This window comes from Pseudomonas sp. NGC7 (genome assembly GCF_047159675.1).
Lineage (GTDB): Bacteria > Pseudomonadota > Gammaproteobacteria > Pseudomonadales > Pseudomonadaceae > Aquipseudomonas > Aquipseudomonas kermanshahensis.
The window spans coordinates 4,463,629-4,481,171 of record NZ_BAAFZY010000001.1; the positions used below are offsets into that span (position 1 = coordinate 4,463,629).

At 58.5% G+C, this 17,543-nt stretch carries 16 protein-coding genes and 2 pseudogenes; 14 read left to right on the forward strand and 4 right to left on the reverse strand.

What is annotated here, in order from left to right; genetic code table 11:
* Positions 1-139: 139 nt before the first annotated feature.
* The 11 genes and pseudogenes from ACMCNM_RS20060 to ACMCNM_RS20110 form a co-directional block, all read left to right on the forward strand.
* Positions 140-304 (forward strand): annotated as a pseudogene (locus tag ACMCNM_RS20060) (AraC family transcriptional regulator); the annotation flags it as partial.
* 5 nt (positions 305-309) lie between these two features.
* Positions 310-1,005: an APC family permease gene (locus ACMCNM_RS20065; protein ID WP_412765251.1), complete on the forward strand. Its 696-nt coding sequence runs from the start codon at positions 310-312 to the stop codon at positions 1,003-1,005.
* A complete protein-coding gene (locus tag ACMCNM_RS20070; protein ID WP_412765252.1) occupies positions 978-1,298 on the forward strand; it encodes a hypothetical protein in 321 nt (106 codons plus the stop codon). Before ACMCNM_RS20065 ends, ACMCNM_RS20070 begins: the two co-directional genes overlap by 28 nt.
* Positions 1,299-1,678: 380 nt before the next feature.
* Positions 1,679-2,905, forward strand: coding sequence for an MFS transporter (locus tag ACMCNM_RS20075; protein WP_027596311.1), 1,227 nt, complete (start codon positions 1,679-1,681; stop codon positions 2,903-2,905).
* A gap of 312 nt (positions 2,906-3,217) precedes the next feature.
* Positions 3,218-4,201 carry a DUF1852 domain-containing protein gene (locus ACMCNM_RS20080; RefSeq protein ID WP_412765253.1) on the forward strand — a complete coding sequence of 328 codons (984 nt, stop codon included), beginning with the start codon at positions 3,218-3,220 and terminating at the stop codon, positions 4,199-4,201.
* A gap of 27 nt (positions 4,202-4,228) precedes the next feature.
* Positions 4,229-5,260 carry a methionine synthase gene (locus ACMCNM_RS20085; RefSeq protein ID WP_412765254.1) on the forward strand — a complete coding sequence of 344 codons (1,032 nt, stop codon included), beginning with the start codon at positions 4,229-4,231 and terminating at the stop codon, positions 5,258-5,260.
* 97 nt (positions 5,261-5,357) lie between these two features.
* Positions 5,358-5,873: a sigma-70 family RNA polymerase sigma factor gene (locus tag ACMCNM_RS20090; protein ID WP_050580784.1), complete on the forward strand. Its 516-nt coding sequence runs from the start codon at positions 5,358-5,360 to the stop codon at positions 5,871-5,873.
* Positions 5,870-6,793: a FecR domain-containing protein gene (locus tag ACMCNM_RS20095; RefSeq protein WP_027596307.1), complete on the forward strand. Its 924-nt coding sequence runs from the start codon at positions 5,870-5,872 to the stop codon at positions 6,791-6,793. Before ACMCNM_RS20090 ends, ACMCNM_RS20095 begins: the two co-directional genes overlap by 4 nt.
* Before the next feature lie 107 nt (positions 6,794-6,900).
* Positions 6,901-9,351 carry a TonB-dependent siderophore receptor gene (locus ACMCNM_RS20100; protein ID WP_412765255.1) on the forward strand — a complete coding sequence of 817 codons (2,451 nt, stop codon included), beginning with the start codon at positions 6,901-6,903 and terminating at the stop codon, positions 9,349-9,351.
* A 119-nt stretch (positions 9,352-9,470) separates the two neighbouring features.
* Positions 9,471-10,379 carry a glutaminase B gene (gene glsB / locus ACMCNM_RS20105; protein ID WP_027596305.1) on the forward strand — a complete coding sequence of 303 codons (909 nt, stop codon included), beginning with the start codon at positions 9,471-9,473 and terminating at the stop codon, positions 10,377-10,379.
* 260 nt (positions 10,380-10,639) lie between these two features.
* On the forward strand, positions 10,640-11,434 hold the full coding sequence (locus ACMCNM_RS20110) for an SDR family NAD(P)-dependent oxidoreductase (RefSeq protein WP_265969497.1): 795 nt from the start codon (positions 10,640-10,642) through the stop codon (positions 11,432-11,434).
* On the opposite strand, the pseudogene ACMCNM_RS20115 reads toward ACMCNM_RS20110, so the two are convergent.
* Both ACMCNM_RS20115 and ACMCNM_RS20120 read right to left on the reverse strand, forming a co-directional pair.
* Positions 11,431-11,526, reverse strand: a pseudogene (locus tag ACMCNM_RS20115) (alcohol dehydrogenase catalytic domain-containing protein); the annotation flags it as partial. The gene ACMCNM_RS20110 and the pseudogene ACMCNM_RS20115 sit on opposite strands and share 4 nt — an antisense overlap.
* Positions 11,527-11,746: 220 nt before the next feature.
* Positions 11,747-12,646 (reverse strand): LysR family transcriptional regulator, encoded by a 900-nt coding sequence (locus ACMCNM_RS20120; RefSeq protein WP_186680663.1) that lies wholly within the window; start codon positions 12,644-12,646, stop codon positions 11,747-11,749.
* A 92-nt stretch (positions 12,647-12,738) separates the two neighbouring features.
* Here ACMCNM_RS20120 and ACMCNM_RS20125 point away from each other — a divergent pair, with 92 nt between their 5' ends.
* Positions 12,739-13,749, forward strand: a complete 1,011-nt coding sequence (locus tag ACMCNM_RS20125) for an aldo/keto reductase (protein WP_412765256.1) — start codon at positions 12,739-12,741, stop codon at positions 13,747-13,749.
* Positions 13,750-13,777: 28 nt separating this feature from the next.
* On the opposite strand, the gene ACMCNM_RS20130 is transcribed toward ACMCNM_RS20125, so the two are convergent.
* A complete protein-coding gene (locus tag ACMCNM_RS20130) occupies positions 13,778-14,467 on the reverse strand; it encodes a B3/4 domain-containing protein (protein WP_186703429.1) in 690 nt (229 codons plus the stop codon).
* 473 nt (positions 14,468-14,940) lie between these two features.
* The gene (locus tag ACMCNM_RS20135; RefSeq protein ID WP_412765257.1) at positions 14,941-15,330 is read right to left on the reverse strand and encodes a MerR family transcriptional regulator; all 390 of its coding nucleotides are present in this window, start codon (positions 15,328-15,330) and stop codon (positions 14,941-14,943) included.
* 74 nt (positions 15,331-15,404) lie between these two features.
* On the opposite strand from ACMCNM_RS20135, the gene ACMCNM_RS20140 reads away from it, so the two are divergent.
* Positions 15,405-16,475, forward strand: coding sequence for an SDR family oxidoreductase (locus ACMCNM_RS20140; RefSeq protein ID WP_412765258.1), 1,071 nt, complete (start codon positions 15,405-15,407; stop codon positions 16,473-16,475).
* A gap of 87 nt (positions 16,476-16,562) precedes the next feature.
* Entirely contained in the window at positions 16,563-17,459 is an 897-nt protein-coding gene (locus ACMCNM_RS20145) for a DMT family transporter (RefSeq protein ID WP_412765942.1), read from the forward strand.
* The last annotated feature ends 84 nt before the right edge of the window (positions 17,460-17,543 follow it).

A 17,543-nucleotide genomic window follows, 5' to 3' on the forward strand; every position in this document is an offset into this window, starting at 1 on the left:
CGCCGGGGGAGAGTGCCCATGATGGGTTCACTGCGCGTAAAGGGTCACGACAATTTCCAACAGAGCAATCACGGCTAGGCACCCCAATGCCTGAACAGCGGATGCTAGCGCTCACCGCACCTTCCGGAGACTCCGCTCGTTGACTGACTCACAGCACTGCCCTGCCTACGCGAAACGGTTCGAAGCCGTGCTTGCCTACATCGACAGCCACCTTGAAGGTGACCTGTCGGTGAACGCCTTGAGCCGCATCGCCAACTTCTCGGCGTTTCACTTCCATCGGCAGTGCACGGCATACATGGGTATCTGTTCATGCCCATGGTCGCCTGGTTGGTGCAATCGGTTTTTCTCAATGTGCAATTCCCTGCCATACCGTTCTGGGGCTGGATGTTGGTCAACATTGGCCTGACCACGCTGGTGAACGTCCTGGGGCTTAGCCTTGCCGACCGGACAAACAAATTGCTGACAGGGTTGGGCATCGCCCTTGTGTTGCTGTTTGTGGTGCTGTGCGTTGTCCACCTGGCCCATCAGTCTCCGGTAGCCCTGACCGCGCCACTCTGGAACCCCAGTAGCACCTTCCTAGGTGTGTCTGCAGCGGCGGCCGTGGCGGCCTATTCCTATCTGGGTTTCGATGCAGTCACTACAATGGCCGAGGAAACGCGCGACGCGAAGCGCAACATCCCGCGCGCCGTGGTGCTGGTGATGGCAACGGCAGGCCTGCTGTTTGCGTTGGTGGCGTACATCATGCAGCTGGTCCATCCCGGCGGCGTATTCGAAGATGCCCAGATTGCTGCTTATCTCATGTCCGTCGAAGTGGGCGGGCAGATATTTGCGGATTGGCTGAACCTCGGTTTGATCATCTCCGGGTTTGCTTCGGGCCTCATCGTGCAACTCAGTACCAGCCGCCTGCTTTACTTCATGGGCCGGGCCGACTGCCCAAGAAGTTCTTCGGCACGCGCAGCCCGAAGACCCAGGCTCCGGTGTTCAACCTGCTGTTCACCGCCGTAATCGGACTGCTGGGTTTGAACCTCACGCTCGAAATGGCGACCTCCTTCATCAACTTCGGTGCCTTCCTTGGGTTCACCGCAGTGAACCTGTGCGTCATCTGCTACTTCTACCGCGCTCGTCGGCGCCAGAGCCTCGGGCTTGTGAGTTATCTGTTGTTTCCACTGCTGGGCATGTGCGTAAACCTGTATCTGGTGAGCCAGCTGAGTGCGACCGCGATCGTCATTGGGCTCTGTTGGCTTACCCTCGGCGTGATCTATCTCACCTGGCTGACACATGTTTCGAAAAATCCATGAAGGAAGTGTTTCATCCGTTCGGTATCAAGATGACCGGACATGATGGACATATTCAAGATCCATTGCACGCAGCGTTGAGAGACCGAGGCTACATCCACAACAAGGTCAGGAAAAAGCCAATCATGGGTTTCCTATGTACAGACCACTTTGAGCCACTGACTGTCCACCATGGGTCGAAAACGGTCGCCAATGCATATCCGGCCCCCATCGCCCCTCATCAGCCAGCCGCCGCCGCTCTGCACAGCGCCTTTCATCGATCTCACTGATGACTACTATCAAGCCGCGCGCCTGTGTAGTTGCCCACCCCCACCCGTATAATCGCCTCCAATTTCCCCCTCCTCTTCGTCTTTCAGGCGACTTCCCCCTTGGAACCCAGCACCATGCCAAGCGACAGCCAGGCCCCTAGCGGCCTTCCCGAACATAATCAACAAAGCGTCAAACAGCAGTGGCTGGCGATTCTATCGGTCGCGGTGGGTGCCTTTGCCCTGGTGACCAGCGAGTTTCTCCCGGTCGGCGTACTCAACGATGTCGCCAGCGACCTGGGCATCAGTGCCGGCCAGGCCGGGCTGATGGTTACCCTGCCCGGCATCATGGCCGCCCTCGCCGCCCCCTTGTTGTCTGTAGGCATTGGCGCCTTGGACCGTCGTTACCTGCTGATCGGCCTGACGCTGATCATGATCATCGCCAACGCGGTGGTGGCCTACGCCAGCGACTTCAACCTGCTGCTGTTCGGCCGTGTGCTGCTGGGCATCAGCATCGGCGGCTTCTGGGCGACGGCCATTGCCCTCAGCGGCCGCCTGGCGCCCAAGGGTGTGGGCGTTGCGCAGGCCACGTCGATCATCATGGTCGGTGTGACACTAGCCACTGTCCTGGGTGTGCCCGTGGGCACCTGGTTGAGTGGCCTGATGGGCTGGCGCATGACGTTTCTGGTGACCGCGTTGGTGGGCGTGCCGGTGCTGCTGGCGCAGATCCTGCTGCTGCCGCGGCTTAACCCGGACAAGGCCATTCGCATCAGTGACCTGCCGGCCCTGTTCATCAATCCGCAGGCGCGGGTTGGCTTGATCGCGGTATTGCTGATTGGCCTGGCGCACTTTGCCGCCTACACCTATGTCGCGCCCTTCTTCAAGCAAAGCGCTGGCTTCGATGGGCCGACCATTGGTTCGCTGCTGCTGCTCTATGGCGTCGCGGGCGTCATCGGCAATATATTCGCCGGCTTCGCCGCCAACCGAAGCGTGCGTCATACCCTGATGCTGGTCGCCCTGATGATAGGCGTCAGCACCGCGCTGTTCCCCTACTTTGCCACCGGCATGACCGGCGCGGCGATGCTGATCGCACTGTGGGGCTTCGCCTTCGGCGCCTTCCCGGCGTGCGCCAGTATCTGGATGTTTGTCGTAGCACCCAAAGATGTCGAACGCGGCATGCCACTGTTCGTCGCTATGTTCCAGGTGATCATTGCCTTGGGCTCGTTCTTCGGTGGGCAGATCGTCGACCAGTTGGGCACCGCAGTATTGCTGAGCTTGGCCACGGCACTGGTGGGTTGTGGTTTTGCGACGGTGCTGGTGCTGGGGCGTAACGTGAGTAACCGATTGGCGGTTCAACCCTGCTGATAGGGGCGCAAGCTGCCAACGGCCTTTGGCAGCTTGCGCCTTTGTGTGCCGCACTCGTATACAGGTCTTTTTGGGCAGGCAGCAGACGCAGCGGCCATAGGGCGACGGCGGTGCGTCGCAGGCGCCCTCAATCATGAGGAAAAATAACGTTCACCTTAAAAACAATGAGATTGCCTCATAATCCTTCACGCCTGAAAATCCCCCTATCGTTTTTTGCGCCGGCTCGCGGGCTACCTGGCGAAGCCCACACTGCGTAAACGCATCGGAAGCTCTGGTGCACTGAACAATTAAGGGATTAAGGCACCGCACAACATGAACAACACGCTTGCTTTTGCTATCAAGAGCGTCTGTTTCGATGAGCACTACCAGCCCTCGAACAACACACGCATCACCACCAACTTTGCCAACCTGGCGAGAGGCTCCAGCCGCCAAGCGAATTTACGCAACACCTTGAAGATGATCGACAATCACTTCAATGCACTGGCGCATTGGGACAACCCCACCGGCGATCGTTACACGGTAGCGCTGGAGATCATTTCTGTTGAGATGAACCTCGATGCTGAAAGCGGTGACCCGGCCCTGCCGCTGATCGAACTACTTAAAACGACCGTCATTGATAAAAAAACCAACACGCGTATCGATGGCATTGTCGGCAATAACTTCTCGTCCTACGTGCGCGATTATGATTTCAGCGTGCGCTTGCTGGCCCACAACAAAGGCCGGCCCACCTTCAGCACGCCAGAGGATTTCGGCGACCTGCATGGAAAACTGTTCCAGTGCTTCGTGAACTCAGCGGCCTACAAAGCGCATTTCAACAAGCCACCGGTTATTTGCCTGAGCGTTTCGAGCAGCAAAACCTATCAGCGCACTGAAAACCAGCACCCTGTACTGGGGGTCGAGTACCAGCAAGACGCGTATTCGCTGACGGATGAGTACTTCAAGAAAATGGGCTTGAAGGTTCGCTACTTCATGCCGCCAAACAGCGTTGCGCCGCTGGCTTTTTACTTCAACGGCGACCTGCTGGGTGATTACACCAACCTTGAACTCATCAGCACCATCAGCACGATGGACACCTTCCAGAAGATTTACCGCCCCGAGATTTACAACGCGAACGCGGTCGCTGGAAGGTCCTATCAGCCCAGCTTGCAGCACCAGGACTATTCATTGACGCGCATTGTCTATGATCGCGAAGAGCGCAGCCGACTGGCGATTGAACAAGGTCGGTTCGCCGAAGAGCACTTCATCAAACCCTACCACGCCGTACTTGAGCAGTGGTCCGCCAATTACGCTCATTGACGCTTCCCACGTTCAAGGTCTTTTACTATGAAAAAGCTGTTACCCACTTCAACCGCCGGCAGTTTGCCTAAACCGTCCTGGCTCGCACAACCTGAGACACTTTGGTCGCCTTGGAAGCTGCATGATGAGGCCCTGATCGAGGGCAAACACGATGCCTTGCGTTTGTCATTGCACGAACAGCAAGTTGCAGGCATTGACATTGTCAGCGATGGTGAGCAAACGCGACAGCACTTTGTCACGACGTTTATTGAGCACCTCAGCGGTGTCGATTTCGAGAAGCGTGAAACCGTTAGAATTCGCGATCGCTATGACGCCAGCGTGCCGACGGTGGTGGGGGCTGTGGCTCGCCAGAAACCGGTGTTTGTCGAGGATGCCAAGTTCTTGCGTCAGCAAACCAAGCAACCCATCAAATGGGCACTGCCAGGCCCCATGACCATGATTGATACGCTGTACGACAGCCACTATAAAAGCCGTGAAAAGCTGGCCTGGGAATTTGCCAAAATTCTCAACCAGGAGGCCAAGGAGTTGGAAGCTGCTGGGATCGACATCATCCAGTTCGATGAGCCCGCATTCAACGTCTTCTTTGATGAGGTGAACGACTGGGGGGTGGCCACCCTGGAGAGGGCCATTGAAGGGCTTAAATGCGAAACGGCTGTGCATATCTGCTACGGGTATGGCATCAAGGCCAACACCGACTGGAAAAAAACCCTCGGGTCAGAGTGGCGGCAGTATGAAGAAGCCTTCCCCAAGCTGCAAAAATCCAGCATCGACATCGTCTCGCTGGAATGCCACAACTCCCGCGTGCCGATGGATCTCATTGAACTGATTCGCGGTAAAAAGGTGATGGTTGGCGCCATTGATGTGGCAACCCATACCATTGAAACCCCCGAGGAAGTTGCCAATACCCTGCGCAAGGCCCTTCAGTTCGTCGACATCGACAAGCTCTACCCGTGCACCAACTGCGGCATGGCGCCGTTACCACGCCACGTTGCCAGGGGGAAATTGAGTGCGTTGACTGCAGGCGCTGAAATCGTCCGCAACGAATACGCCAACGCGTAGATTTAAGTTCCTCCCTCTGTGTTCTTCCCAGCCTTGGCCAATCCCTCTACAATCGAGAGTGTTTCGTATTTGCATCCTCCGCCGGCTGGGAGAGGGAATGTCCACAATGCCCCCCGACGCAGTACCTCATGAGCATCTGCATGTGCTGTACCGCGACCACAACGTGTGGTTGCGTAGCTGGCTGCGCCATCGGCTGAACAACTCAGCGGATGCTGCGGACCTGGCCCAGGATACCTTTGTGCGCGTGCTGCTGGCCCGCACCGCCAGCAGCCTGAAGGAGCCGCGGCATTACCTGGCGACCATCGCCCGTGGCCTGGTCATCGATTTGTACCGGCGGCGCAGCCTGGAACAGGCCTACCTCGAAGCCTTGCAACTGCGCCCCGAAGCGTATGCCCCTTCGGCAGAAACCCGTGCACAGATCCTGGATAGCCTGCTGGCCATCGATCGCCTGCTCGATGGCCTGGGCACGCGTACCCGGCAGATTTTCCTGGCGGTGCAACTGGATGGGCTGTCCTACGAGAAAGCCGCTGAACGCTGTGGGGTATCGGTGAGCACCGTGCGCAAGCACCTGGCCCGCGGCCTGATGCATTGCCTGCTGCTGGACGAGGCATGAAGCGCGCCCTGGCCCAGGCGGTGGACTGGTATGTGCGCCTTAACGAAAGCACGGTCAGCCCTGCCACCCACAGCCAGTGGCAAGCCTGGCTGGCGGCAGACCCGCAGCACGCACAAGCCTGGGCCCGGCTTGAACACTTGCAGCAGCGCTTGGCCCAAGCCCCTGCGGCGGTGGGTGCGGCGACCCTTGAACAAGCCCGGCAACAGCGCCGTGCGGCGGTGAAGATGCTGGCGCTGTTGCTCGGGGTCGGCGTGGTCGGTTGGCAGGGTTATCAGCTTTCCCCTTGGCAGGCGGACTACGCCACGCGCGTGGGGCAACGCCGCCACCTGACGCTGGCTGACGGCAGCCGCTTGGTGCTGGACACCGACACCCAAGTGAACCTGCATTTCGATGGCCAGCAACGGCTGATCGTGCTGAAGCAGGGCGAAATTCTGGTGGAGACGGCCAAGGATGCGCGCCCGCTGAGTGTGCAGTCGGCGGAGGGCCGAATCCTCGCCCTCGGCACGCGCTTTGCCGTGCGCCAGGGGCACGGCAGCACCCGGGTAACGGTCGAGGCGCACGCCGTGGAGGTCCGGCCACGGCTGGCGCAGGCACAGGTGATGCGTGCCGAAGCTGGGCAAACCCTGACCTTTACCGCAGACCGAATCGGGCCACTGCACCCCGCCGCCGCGCAAAGTTCAGCCTGGGCGCGGGGCATGCTGGTGGTGGTCGACTGGCGCCTGGACGACGTGCTCGCCGAGCTTTCACGCTACCGCCCCGGCTACCTCGGTTGCACGCCCGAGGTCGCCGGTTTGCGGCTGTCCGGCACCTTCCTGCTGGATGACAGCGAGGCGGTGCTGGCCAATCTGCAGGACTCCCTGCCCGTGCACATCCGGCGCCTGACCCGTTACTGGGTGCGGATCGAGGCGGGTGCGGCATGAAGCAAAACTTTTTCGCGTGAGGGGTAACAGATTTCGATTTCTGCTTCGGCTCTAGCTGCACATGCGTAAAAAACGCAGCCACTGCCAACCCCAACAGGAAGTTGTTCATGTTCGTACCCCCCTCCCGACTCGCCTGCGGTATCCACCGCGCAGCGCTCACCCTAAGCCTGGCCGGCTCGCTGCTGGTGCTACCCGCTGCCTGGGCGCAAGCACAGCGCTATGACATCCCGGCTGGCAGCCTGGCAGAGGCCCTCAGCCAATTCGCTGCCGCCAGCGGGGTCATGATCACTTTCAGCGCAGAAGATACCGCGGGCCTCGGCTCACCAGGCCTGCAGGGGGATTTCGAGCTGCACCAGGGGTTTGCCCGCTTGCTCCAGGGCAGCGGCCTGCGGCTCGTACAGGCGGGGAACAAACGGTACGTGCTGGCCAAGGCCGAGCGCGGCGCTGCCTTGGAACTGGGCGCCACCAGCATCAACGCCACAGGCCTGGGGGCCACCACCGAGGGCACTGGCTCGTACACCACAGGCCAGAGCAGCACGGCCACCAAACTGCCGTTGACCCTTCGCGAAACGCCGCAGTCGATCAGCGTGGTTACCCGTCAGCGTATGGATGACCAGGGGCTGAACGACATCACCGAGGTGTTGCAACAGACTCCGGGGTTGTCGGTGCAGAGCCTTGGCAGTGAGCGTTTCAACATTTATTCGCGTGGCTACTCGGTCGATAACTACCAGTTCGACGGCATCCCCACCACGCTGGATATCGCCACCCAGATGTCGGCGCAGAGCCTGGCCGACATGGCCATCTACGACCGTGTCGAAGTGCTGCGCGGTGCCACTGGGCTAATGACTGGCGCGGGCGACCCATCGGCCACGATCAACCTCGTGCGCAAACGCCCTACGGCCGAGTTCAAGGGCCACATCACGGCTGGCGTGGGTTCGTGGGACAAGTACCGTAGCGAAGTCGACCTGTCCGGCCCGTTGACGCCCTCCGGTAACGTGCGTGGGCGGATGGTCGCGGCTTACCAGCAGAACAACAGCTTCATGGACCATTATTCCCAGGAAAAGCAGATTTTCTACGGGGTCCTGGAAGCCGACCTGACCGACACCACGTTGCTGACGGTGGGTGCCGACTACCAGAAAAACAACCCGCAAGGCTCGTCTTCGGTGGCGTTCCCGCTGTTCCACAGCAATGGCGAGCAAACGTCGTTCTCGCGCTCCACCAACAGCGCCGCTCGCTGGAGCCATAACCCGCAAGATGCCCTCAACACCTTCGCAAGCCTCGAGCAGAAACTGGCGTATGACTGGACCCTAAAGGCGTCGGTCAACCAGATGTATATCAAGCGTGACGACTACAAACTGGCCACCGCCAGTTGGGGCTTCCCCGACGAGAGCACTGGTGCAGGTGTACGCCTGTATGGTGGCGCAGGCAGCACCTGGCAGAAACAGACCGGCCTGGATGTGCAAGCCCAAGGCCCGTTCCAGCTGTTCGGCCGCCAGCATGAGTTGATCGTCGGCTATAACTACTCACGTTACGAAAACCGCCATACACCGACCCGGGGTACCCGCATCGAAGGCACCTTCGTCAACGTCTACGACTGGGACAACTATACAGACAAACCGGTAATGGGTGGCGGCAAGCTCTATGATGGCGACACCGTCATTCACCAGACCGGCACCTACATTGCCACCCGCCTGCGCCCGACCGATGACCTGTCGGTTATCCTGGGTGCGCGAGTCAGCAAGTACGACTACGACTACGACCTGACCTACCCGGCGACGCCCCTCAGCAACCGCACGACCGACTACAAGGAAAACGGCGTTGTCACCCCTTACGCCGGTGTGGTCTATGACCTCAACGACATCCACTCGGTGTATGCCAGCTGGACCAGCATCTACAAACCACAGAGCCTGCGTGATGCCGACGGCTCGACCCTCGAGCCGCGTGAAGGCGACAACTACGAGGTGGGCCTGAAGAGTGAGTTCTTCGACGGTCGCCTGAATACCAGCATCGCCGCCTTCGAGGTCAAGCAGGACAACCTCGCCGTGCTCGACGAAGGCAAGACCGTCAACAATGATGGTATGACTGCCGCGTACAAAGCCGTGAGCGGCGCCACCACCCGTGGCTTTGAAGTCGAGGCCAACGGCGAGTTGATGCCCGGCTGGAACGTCTCGGCCAGCTATAACCACGGCATCACCAAGGACCGCGATGGCGAGCGCTTGAACACCGAAGCCCCGGCCAACATGGTGAAGCTGTGGAGCACCTACCGGCTACCGGGCGACTTCGACCGCCTGACCGTCGGCGGCGGTGCCAACTGGCAGAGCGGCACCCACATCACCGTCACGCCAAGCACCGCATTGGGCACGGTCAAAGCCAAGCAATCGCAGTTCACCGTGGTCAACCTGATGGCCCGCTATCAACTGACCGACCAACTTTCCACGACGCTCAACATCAACAACCTGTTCGACAAGAAATACATCAGTGCGTTGGATACCACCTTCTACAGCGGCTATTACGGCGAGCCACGCAACGTGATGTTGAATACCCGATACGATTTCTGAGCAGCCCCATGGCCTGAAATAAGGGGCCGCTGCGCGCCGAGTGTGTGATTTTTGCTGCTGAGCCTGCGTCTGAAACGCTACCCCTCGCTGTCGAATGGGGAGTGATAACAGGGCCTTCCATGCAAACGCTGTTGAACGAGATTCTCGACGAAGTGCGCCCCTTGATCGGCAAGGGCAAAGTGGCTGACTACATTCCTGCGCTGGCCGACGTGCCAGCGCAGCAATTGGGTATTGCAGTCTATGGCAACGATGGCAGTTATCACTGCGCGGGTGACGCCCTGGTGCCATTCTCGGTGCAGAGCATTTCCAAGGTATTCAGCCTGGTCCAGGCAATTGGCCATTCCGGTGAAGCCATTTGGGAGCGGCTTGGGCATGAGCCGTCAGGCCAGCCATTCAACTCGCTGGTGCAGCTGGAGTTCGAGCGCGGGCGCCCGCGCAATCCCTTTATCAACGCCGGTGCGTTGGTCATCTGTGATATCAACCAATCGCGCTTCGCAGCCCCCACGTTGTCGATGCGCGATTTCGTGCGACGGCTCTCGGCCAACCCCCATATTGCGATCGATACCCGCGTCGCGGATTCGGAGTATCAATTCCGCGCGCGCAACGCGGCCATGGCTTACCTCATGCAGTCCTTTGGCAACTTCCATAACGACGTCGAGACGGTGTTACGCAGTTACTTCAGTTATTGCGCGCTGCAGATGAGCTGCCTCGATCTGGCCCGCGCCTTCTGCTTTTTGGCCAACGACGGGTTCTGCAAGCACAGCGGCGAGCAAATCCTGAGCCGACGCCAGACCCAGCAGGTGAACTCGATCATGGCCACCAGCGGGTTGTATGACGAAGCCGGGAATTTCGCCTACCGCGTTGGGTTGCCAGGCAAGAGTGGCGTGGGTGGCGGGATTGTAGCAATCGTGCCGGGCCAATTTACCGTATGCGTGTGGTCGCCGGAGCTGAATGCTGCGGGCAACTCCTACGCGGGCATGGCAGCGCTCGAGTTGTTGAGTTCACGTATCGGGTGGTCGGTGTTCTGACGCATTACGTGGGAGCGGGCTTGCCCCGCGAACACCGGCGAAGCCGGTGCCATGCACCGCGTAGCCCCATTCGCGGGGCAAGCCCGCTCCCACACAACTACTCCTACAAAGCCTAGTTTGCGTGCGCCCAAGCACTGGGCCTGCGCGAAGACGCTCCCGAACGCACTTTCTTTATGTCTTAAATCATGACTATATGCGTCGTTTAAGACATATCAATTTCTCTGCATCATGGCTCCACACCCAATCAACGGAGCTGGACCATGACTCAGGAATACAAAGGCACTGCCCTGATCACAGGCGCATCTTCCGGCATCGGCGCGATCTACGCCGAACGCCTGGCTCAACGTGGCTACGACCTGGTTCTGGTCGCCCGCAATCGTGATCGCCTCAATGCCCTCGCCAGCCGTATCACCAACGAGACCCAGCAGAGTGTGGAAGTCTTCCAGGCGGACCTGGCCAGCTCAGCGGACTTGGCCCGCGTCGAGCGCAAATTGCGCGAGGACGCCAGCATCAACCTGTTGGTTAATAACGCCGGCATCGGCACCCACACCAGCTTGATGGAAAGCGATGTCGAGCGCATGGCCGAGATGATCACGCTCAACGTCACCGCACTGACACGGCTCACCTACGCCGCTGCTCCGGGCTTCGTCGCTCGCAAACAGGGCGCAGTCATCAATATTTCCTCCATCGTCAGCCTGGCCCCCGAATTACTGAATGGTGTGTACGGCGCAAGCAAAGCCTACGTAACGGCCTTCACTCAGTCGCTGCACAAGGAGCTGGCAGAACATGGCGTCAGGGTTCAAGCGGTGCTGCCAGGCGCCACAGCGACCGACTTCTGGGAGATCGGGGGGCTGCCTGTCGAAAACCTTGATCCCAACATCGTGATGTCAGCCAGCGACCTGGTGGATGGCGCCCTTCAAGACTTCGACAACAGCGTCCTGATCTCCATCCCTTCCATGCACGACCTGCAGCATTTCGAGCGCTACGAAAGCAGCCGCAAAGCGCTGTTCGGGCATCTTTCCAGCAACACACTCGCACCGCGTTACGGCGTTTGATCGATTGCGCCGGCGTAAAATACTTCGTCACCCACGTTGAACAGTGACACATCACTGCCCACTTCACGCACGATGCCAACGGTATCCCAACCAGCACCTGAACCGCTGATCAGCCATTCGCGCTGGTACGCCTTACCCAGGCGCCAACGCATTGATGAGGACGAAGGGTCTGCAGTGCCGCTTCGGCACGCACGTCAGTCGGTACTCGAATAAGCTAGAAGCAGATGCGGGGCCCCCTGCCCCGCTATTCGAACCTAGGCGCCTGCAGATCATCGATTCGTATGATTTCCTTCACTTTGACACGTCATTTATTCAACGATGCTGCGTCTCACGCACAAACTCGATCAGCGCTTTTAGCGCTGGCGGTACGTGACGCCGGCTTGAGTAGTAGATGAAAAACCTGCTTGGCAAGGCTCTCCAGTCTTCCAGCACTTCCTCCAATTGCCCCCGAGCCAAGTATTCCCTTGCCATCTCCTCATACACGTACGCGATCCCGGCGCCGTCTTTCGCCGCTTGAATCATCATGGTGTCATCTTCCAGTATTAACGGCCCTGCCACGGCCAGGCGCATAGGCTGCCCCTCGGCAAGATATTCCCACTTGTACAGTTTGCCGCTGGGAAAGCGTCGGCCAATGCAGGCGTGCTCAAGTAGCCTTTGCGGTGTGTCCGGTGTCCCGTGCCTACTGAGGTAACTGGGGGCAGCAACGGTGACAAACCCCTGGGGTGGGCCCACCGGGACGGCGATCATGTCACCCGCCAGGCTCTCGCCGAAGCGCACGCCGGCATCGAACCCTTTGCCGACGATGTCGCTCAACCCATCATCGGCCACCAGCTCTACGTTGATGCGTGGGTAGGCTGCCGTGAATCGCGCCAGCAGTGGCGCAATAACAAGACGGGCAGCGGGCCGCGATACGTTCAATCGCAGCGTGCCGGTGGGGACTTCCTGTTTGAAGGTCAATTCATGCAACGCGTTGGCGACCTCCGTCAAGGCAGGGACCAACGTGGCGAGCAGTTGATTACCCGCTTCGGTAGGCGTGACGCTGCGCGTGGTGCGATTAAGGAGCCTGACCCCCAGCTTGCTTTCCAAGGCACGCATGGCGTGGCTCAGAGCTGACGCAGATACCCCTCGCTCGTCGGCGGCTTTGCGAAAGCTGTGATGGCGAGCTACGGCGGCGAAGGCGTCGAGTTCGGAAAGGTCGCAAGGGGATTTCATGAATACAGCTCAGCAGTTCAAACACGATTAGCTATCTTATCGTCGGCAACCTCTCAATGAATACTCTGCGCCTCAATCGACGAGAGGTTTGCATGCAAAAGAATCGACTAGGGACATCCGAGTTGTTGATTTCGCCAATTGGAATGGGCACGTGGGCCATTGCAGGACAAGGATGGGCGTTCAGCTGGGGGGCGCAAGATGATGGCGATAGCCTGGCAGCATTGGAGTATGCGGTAGAACGCGGCGTGAACTGGATCGACACAGCAGCGGTATATGGGCTCGGTCATGCCGAGATATTGACTGGGCAATTGCTGCGTCAGGTGCCAGCTTCGCGTCGCCCGCTAGTATTCACCAAAGGTAGCCTGGTGTGGGACCGCACAACCCGTGAGATCTCTCATTCGCTCGCCCCCCAGTCATTGATGAAAGAAATCGAAGATAGCCTGCGTCGCTTACAGGTGAGTGTCATCGATCTCTATCAGATTCACTGGCCAGCGTTCCCGGCAGATGGAAACAGCGAAGGCATCGAGGAGGCTTTGGCGACCTTGGCCCAAGCCAAGACTCAAGGCAAGATAAGGGCGATTGGTGTATCAAACTTCGATGTTTCCCAGCTTGAGCGAGCCCGCTCCGTAACCGATATCGCCTCCCTTCAACCGCCGTATTCAGCTTTGATGCGTGATGTCGAAGACCAGATCCTGCCGTATTGTGCAACAGCGCAGGTGGGCGTGATTGCCTACTCGACGTTGCAATCTGGTTTACTGACGGGAAGCATGACCCGCGAGCGGATTGCGCAGCTGCCCGACGATGATTGGCGAAAATCGCGGAGCGCCGACTTCCAGGAACCTCGCCTGAGCAAAAACCTCGCGTTGGTAGAAGTCATGGCAAATATCGGTGCCAGGCATGGGGTCAAAGCGGCGGCCGTAGCCATCGCTTGGGTATTGCGTCACCGGGCAGTTTCCGGCGCTATCGTAGGCGCACGCCGCCCCGACCAGGTGAATGGATTGATAGACGCCTGCAGAATTCGTCTTAGCCACGCCGAAATAGAAGAGATACGCCCCTATTTACCTGAAGGTATGGGCACGAATGTACCCAGCAGTGGGGCTTGAGCATCGGATGCCCATTACGCTTCTCCGGTCAGTAAAACTCAATCAATTGGGATGCAATTTTTGCCTCCGGCATCATCTGCTGAAGTCCGCTGCTCAGTTCATCCCCAGCAGCCCTGAGGGCCTCTATGGGCATTTCAGGAAGGCTCTCCAGAATGAACCACATCCGCTTCGTGTTCGAATCAAGCCGGGTGCGGGTGCCCTGACGCCAGTTCCAGCGTCGGCAAGTCACACCGTGATCATCGCGCCAAATGACTTCGCCTTTTTCTGGCGACTCGTTTGCCGCACTGCCATCTTTGGTTGTGTCAAACAGCTCAGTGCCATCGGCGATGGTTAAACGTGGGCCACCTATGTAGGCATCAAAATTTTCTCCGCCAACGGGTATGGCGTACTTGATGCTGATTGCGTTGTACAAATCGACAATGGGATCGATGCTGGGAAGGCTCCCTTCTCGCAGAACTCGCTTGCGCAATGCTTCGGCTGAGCACGGGGTGCGCTGTGGTTTAGCGCCGAACAGCCTGAATGCATTGGCCCATGCAGCCAAGTGGCTCTTAGCCCAAACCGGGGTGTCAGCGACCAACGACTCACAAGCCTTCTCAAGCGCGTCTGTAGAAACCTGGGGGTGTTCGATCTGCGAAGCTTCCACGCTGATACTCAGCGCTCGGAAACCTGGTGCAATCTCAGCCAGTTGGGGGTCAAGAACAGGAGCGACAAATGACATTGCTGGCCTCCACGGCTACTAACGCTGAAAGTTTCTCATGGTGTAGCTGCCCCATGCCGAGCACAGGGTATGGAGGGTGTGGACGAGCGACTTCAGTGTGCATGCCAATGTAGCTGTCTCCGCAGTGAAGGTGATCAATGCAGGGAGTTTTAAACCGTCCCCGCCATCAGATCTAATGATTTACCATCATGGCGCATAAGCTCTTCTTATTAGCCTAATCAACATCTGTAACCGGGGCCGCTTCGCGCCCCATCGCCGGCAAGCGCGGCTCCCACAGGTACAGCGCATGCCTGAAGGCTGGTGATATTCCGGTGGGAGCCGGCTTGCCGGCGATGAGGCCTGCACTGACAGCAGAGCGTTGGATCAGTGTACGCCTTGGGTCGATTGCGGCCAGTCATGACCGTCTGCTTACGACCCATTGCGGTCGTTCACGAGCGACGTGGGCTGCAGTTTCCGTTTCCCGGGCTGACAGTTCAGTGTGCAGCGTTGTTCAGTTGCTGAAGCTCAAGTTGCTTGGCAGCACTGGCCTCAAGGTTTGCACGCTCTTCATCCAGGTACCGATAAATGCTTTGTAGGTTGGCGATCTTCTGCTTGATCTCTGCCATCTTTTTTTCAATGAGCATGGCGCCGTCAGCACAGTCAATCAGCTGGTTCCGCTGCGCATCCAGAATCTCGCCAATTTCCCCAAGGGAAAACCCCATGCTTTGCGCACGCTGGATAAAGTCCAGATCGTGCAGCGTTTGCTCGGTGTAAACGCGATAGTTGTTGGTTTGCCGCAGCGGTGAGATCAGGCCAAGTTGCTCGTAGTAACGCAGCGTATGGCGGCTGGCGCCGCTGCGCGCCTCGAGTTCGCCGATTTTCATGACAATACCGCTTGACCTTAGAGTTGGGTCGATAGTTTACGCTTTGTTTCTCACCTCGAACAAGGAACAGGGAAATGAGCGTGGAGTGCTTTGTCACAGGCGGGACTGGCTTTGTTGGCCAGCATTTGGTGGCGAACCTGAGTGCAAAAGGTCACACCATCAGGGTGTTGATGCGTCGCCCAGAGCAATTGGCTGCACTTCGCGAGCAAGTCGCTAATTTGGGAGGGTGTGCCAGCCGGGTGTTTGCCGTAGCGGGCGATTTGGAACGGGACAACCTGGGGCTGACTCCTGCTGACCGTGAAGTGCTAAGGCACGCCAGTGTCATATTCCATCTAGGCGCCCACTTCGCATGGGGGCTGTCAGTGGAGCATTCTCGTGCGGTAAATGTGGAAGGGGCAAAGCGCGTGGCGCTTCTGGCGGCAGAGCAAAAAAGCCGTTTAGTCATGATCGGCGGCTACATGCTGAAAAATCAGGAACATCTGCAACGCATCGGAATTGATCCTCGTCGTCCGGAGTTGACGAATTGGTCTGCCGTCTATCGACGTGTGGGGGGTTACGAGGGAAGCAAGCTGGAGGCGCATTTTGCAACCCTGGCGCTCATGTCTGCCAAAGGTGGGGAGATTACCGTTGTCCACCCTGCAACGGTCTGTGGCCACAGCCGCACGGGGCATATTCTTGAGGGGCAACCACTGGTGGCGCTGATACGCAACCTTGTGCAGGGAAAGCTCACTGCTGTACCCGGTACCGCCAAGCACTGGCTGCCACTGGTCACCGTCGATTATCTGGCGGAGCTGGTAGCAGTTTGTGCGTTTGACCCTGCCATGGTGGGCCAGGAATTGCTGGCACTTGATGACCACACTCCAAACTTGCGAGAACTCCTGATGCAGGTTGCACAACCGTTGGGCTTAACGTCTCCCAAGCATCACATTCCCCTCCGATTGCTGAAGCTGCTACTGGCTATTCCCCCCGTCGCGTCGTTCTTGCACACAAAACCCGAAGCCTTGGACTTTATCCAGACCACACGTTTTGATACAACGGCGGTCGAGCAATTTGCAAAACGGCACGAAATAGCCAAACCCGATATCCGTCAGTCTTTGCAGCACACGGCAGCGTTCGTCAATTCCTATTGCATCGCCAAAGGCTAGGTACCTGACTTCCCCTCCTCAACAATTATGCCGTCGATACTGGCGGAGCTCTATCGAACGACAACTCAGCGACAGGGATCGCCAGCAATGCAATCAACTTTCGGCAAAGGCGTCATATTTGCACTTTCCGCTGCAGCACTGAACGCAACGATCGGTGTACTCAGCAAAGTACTCATGAATAATGGCTTCACCGCCAGCAGTGTCGCTGTGATCAAGACCGTGCTGGGGTGCATGCTTCTTTCGATCTTACTGTTTTTCCTCAAGCGCCCTGCGGTGTCGACCCAATGGGCTCAGGCGGCTATCTGTGCATTCCTTGGCATCTTTGTGCTGTTCCATTTCGAAACGTCCGCCTATAGACACTACGCTGCGGCAGGTGTGGTAGTGGTGCTGATGGCCAGTGCCTCAATTTCGTCGATCATCCTGGGGCGCATTTTCCTCAAGGATGCGATCACAGCGAACGCTACCCTAGGCGCCGCACTGGCTATCGCTGGGATTTCGGTGATCTTCGGTGGCGACCTGCAGCAGGGCTTTAGCCTGCAAGGTGCTGCGCTGGCCTCCATTGCCGGCTCCGGCTATGGGGCTTTTTCGGTTGCCATGAAACGTATGGGAGTATCGGGAGGGCTGCACTTCACCCGTCAATTGTTGTTCTTTGGCAGCCTGTATCTGCTGATGCCGGCTGCCGCCGATGGTTTCGCGATCGGCGAGTTGTCGCCGCTGGCGATCGCGGCGCTGCTGGCGCTGGCCACGCTGCCGACAATCCTCGGCTTCTTCTGCACCACCAAGGCCATCGAGTACCTGAAGCCATCCCAGGTGCAGGCACTGGAGCTCACGGAGCCACTGTTCGCCGCGCTGCTGGCATTCGTAGCGCTTAACGAAGTGCCGCCTCAAAGCCTATACGCGGGAGCGGCACTGATCATCGTCGGCCTGTGCTTCTCCAATGAGCTGATTCGCTTGGGCGGCAAAGCATCCGCCCCTTCCACTTAGTGAACTATTTCGGGCTGCTGATTACGTTAGTAGCGCGTGTGTCTTGAACCGCATGGCAATCGCCCAAAATGAAAAAGGGCCGCG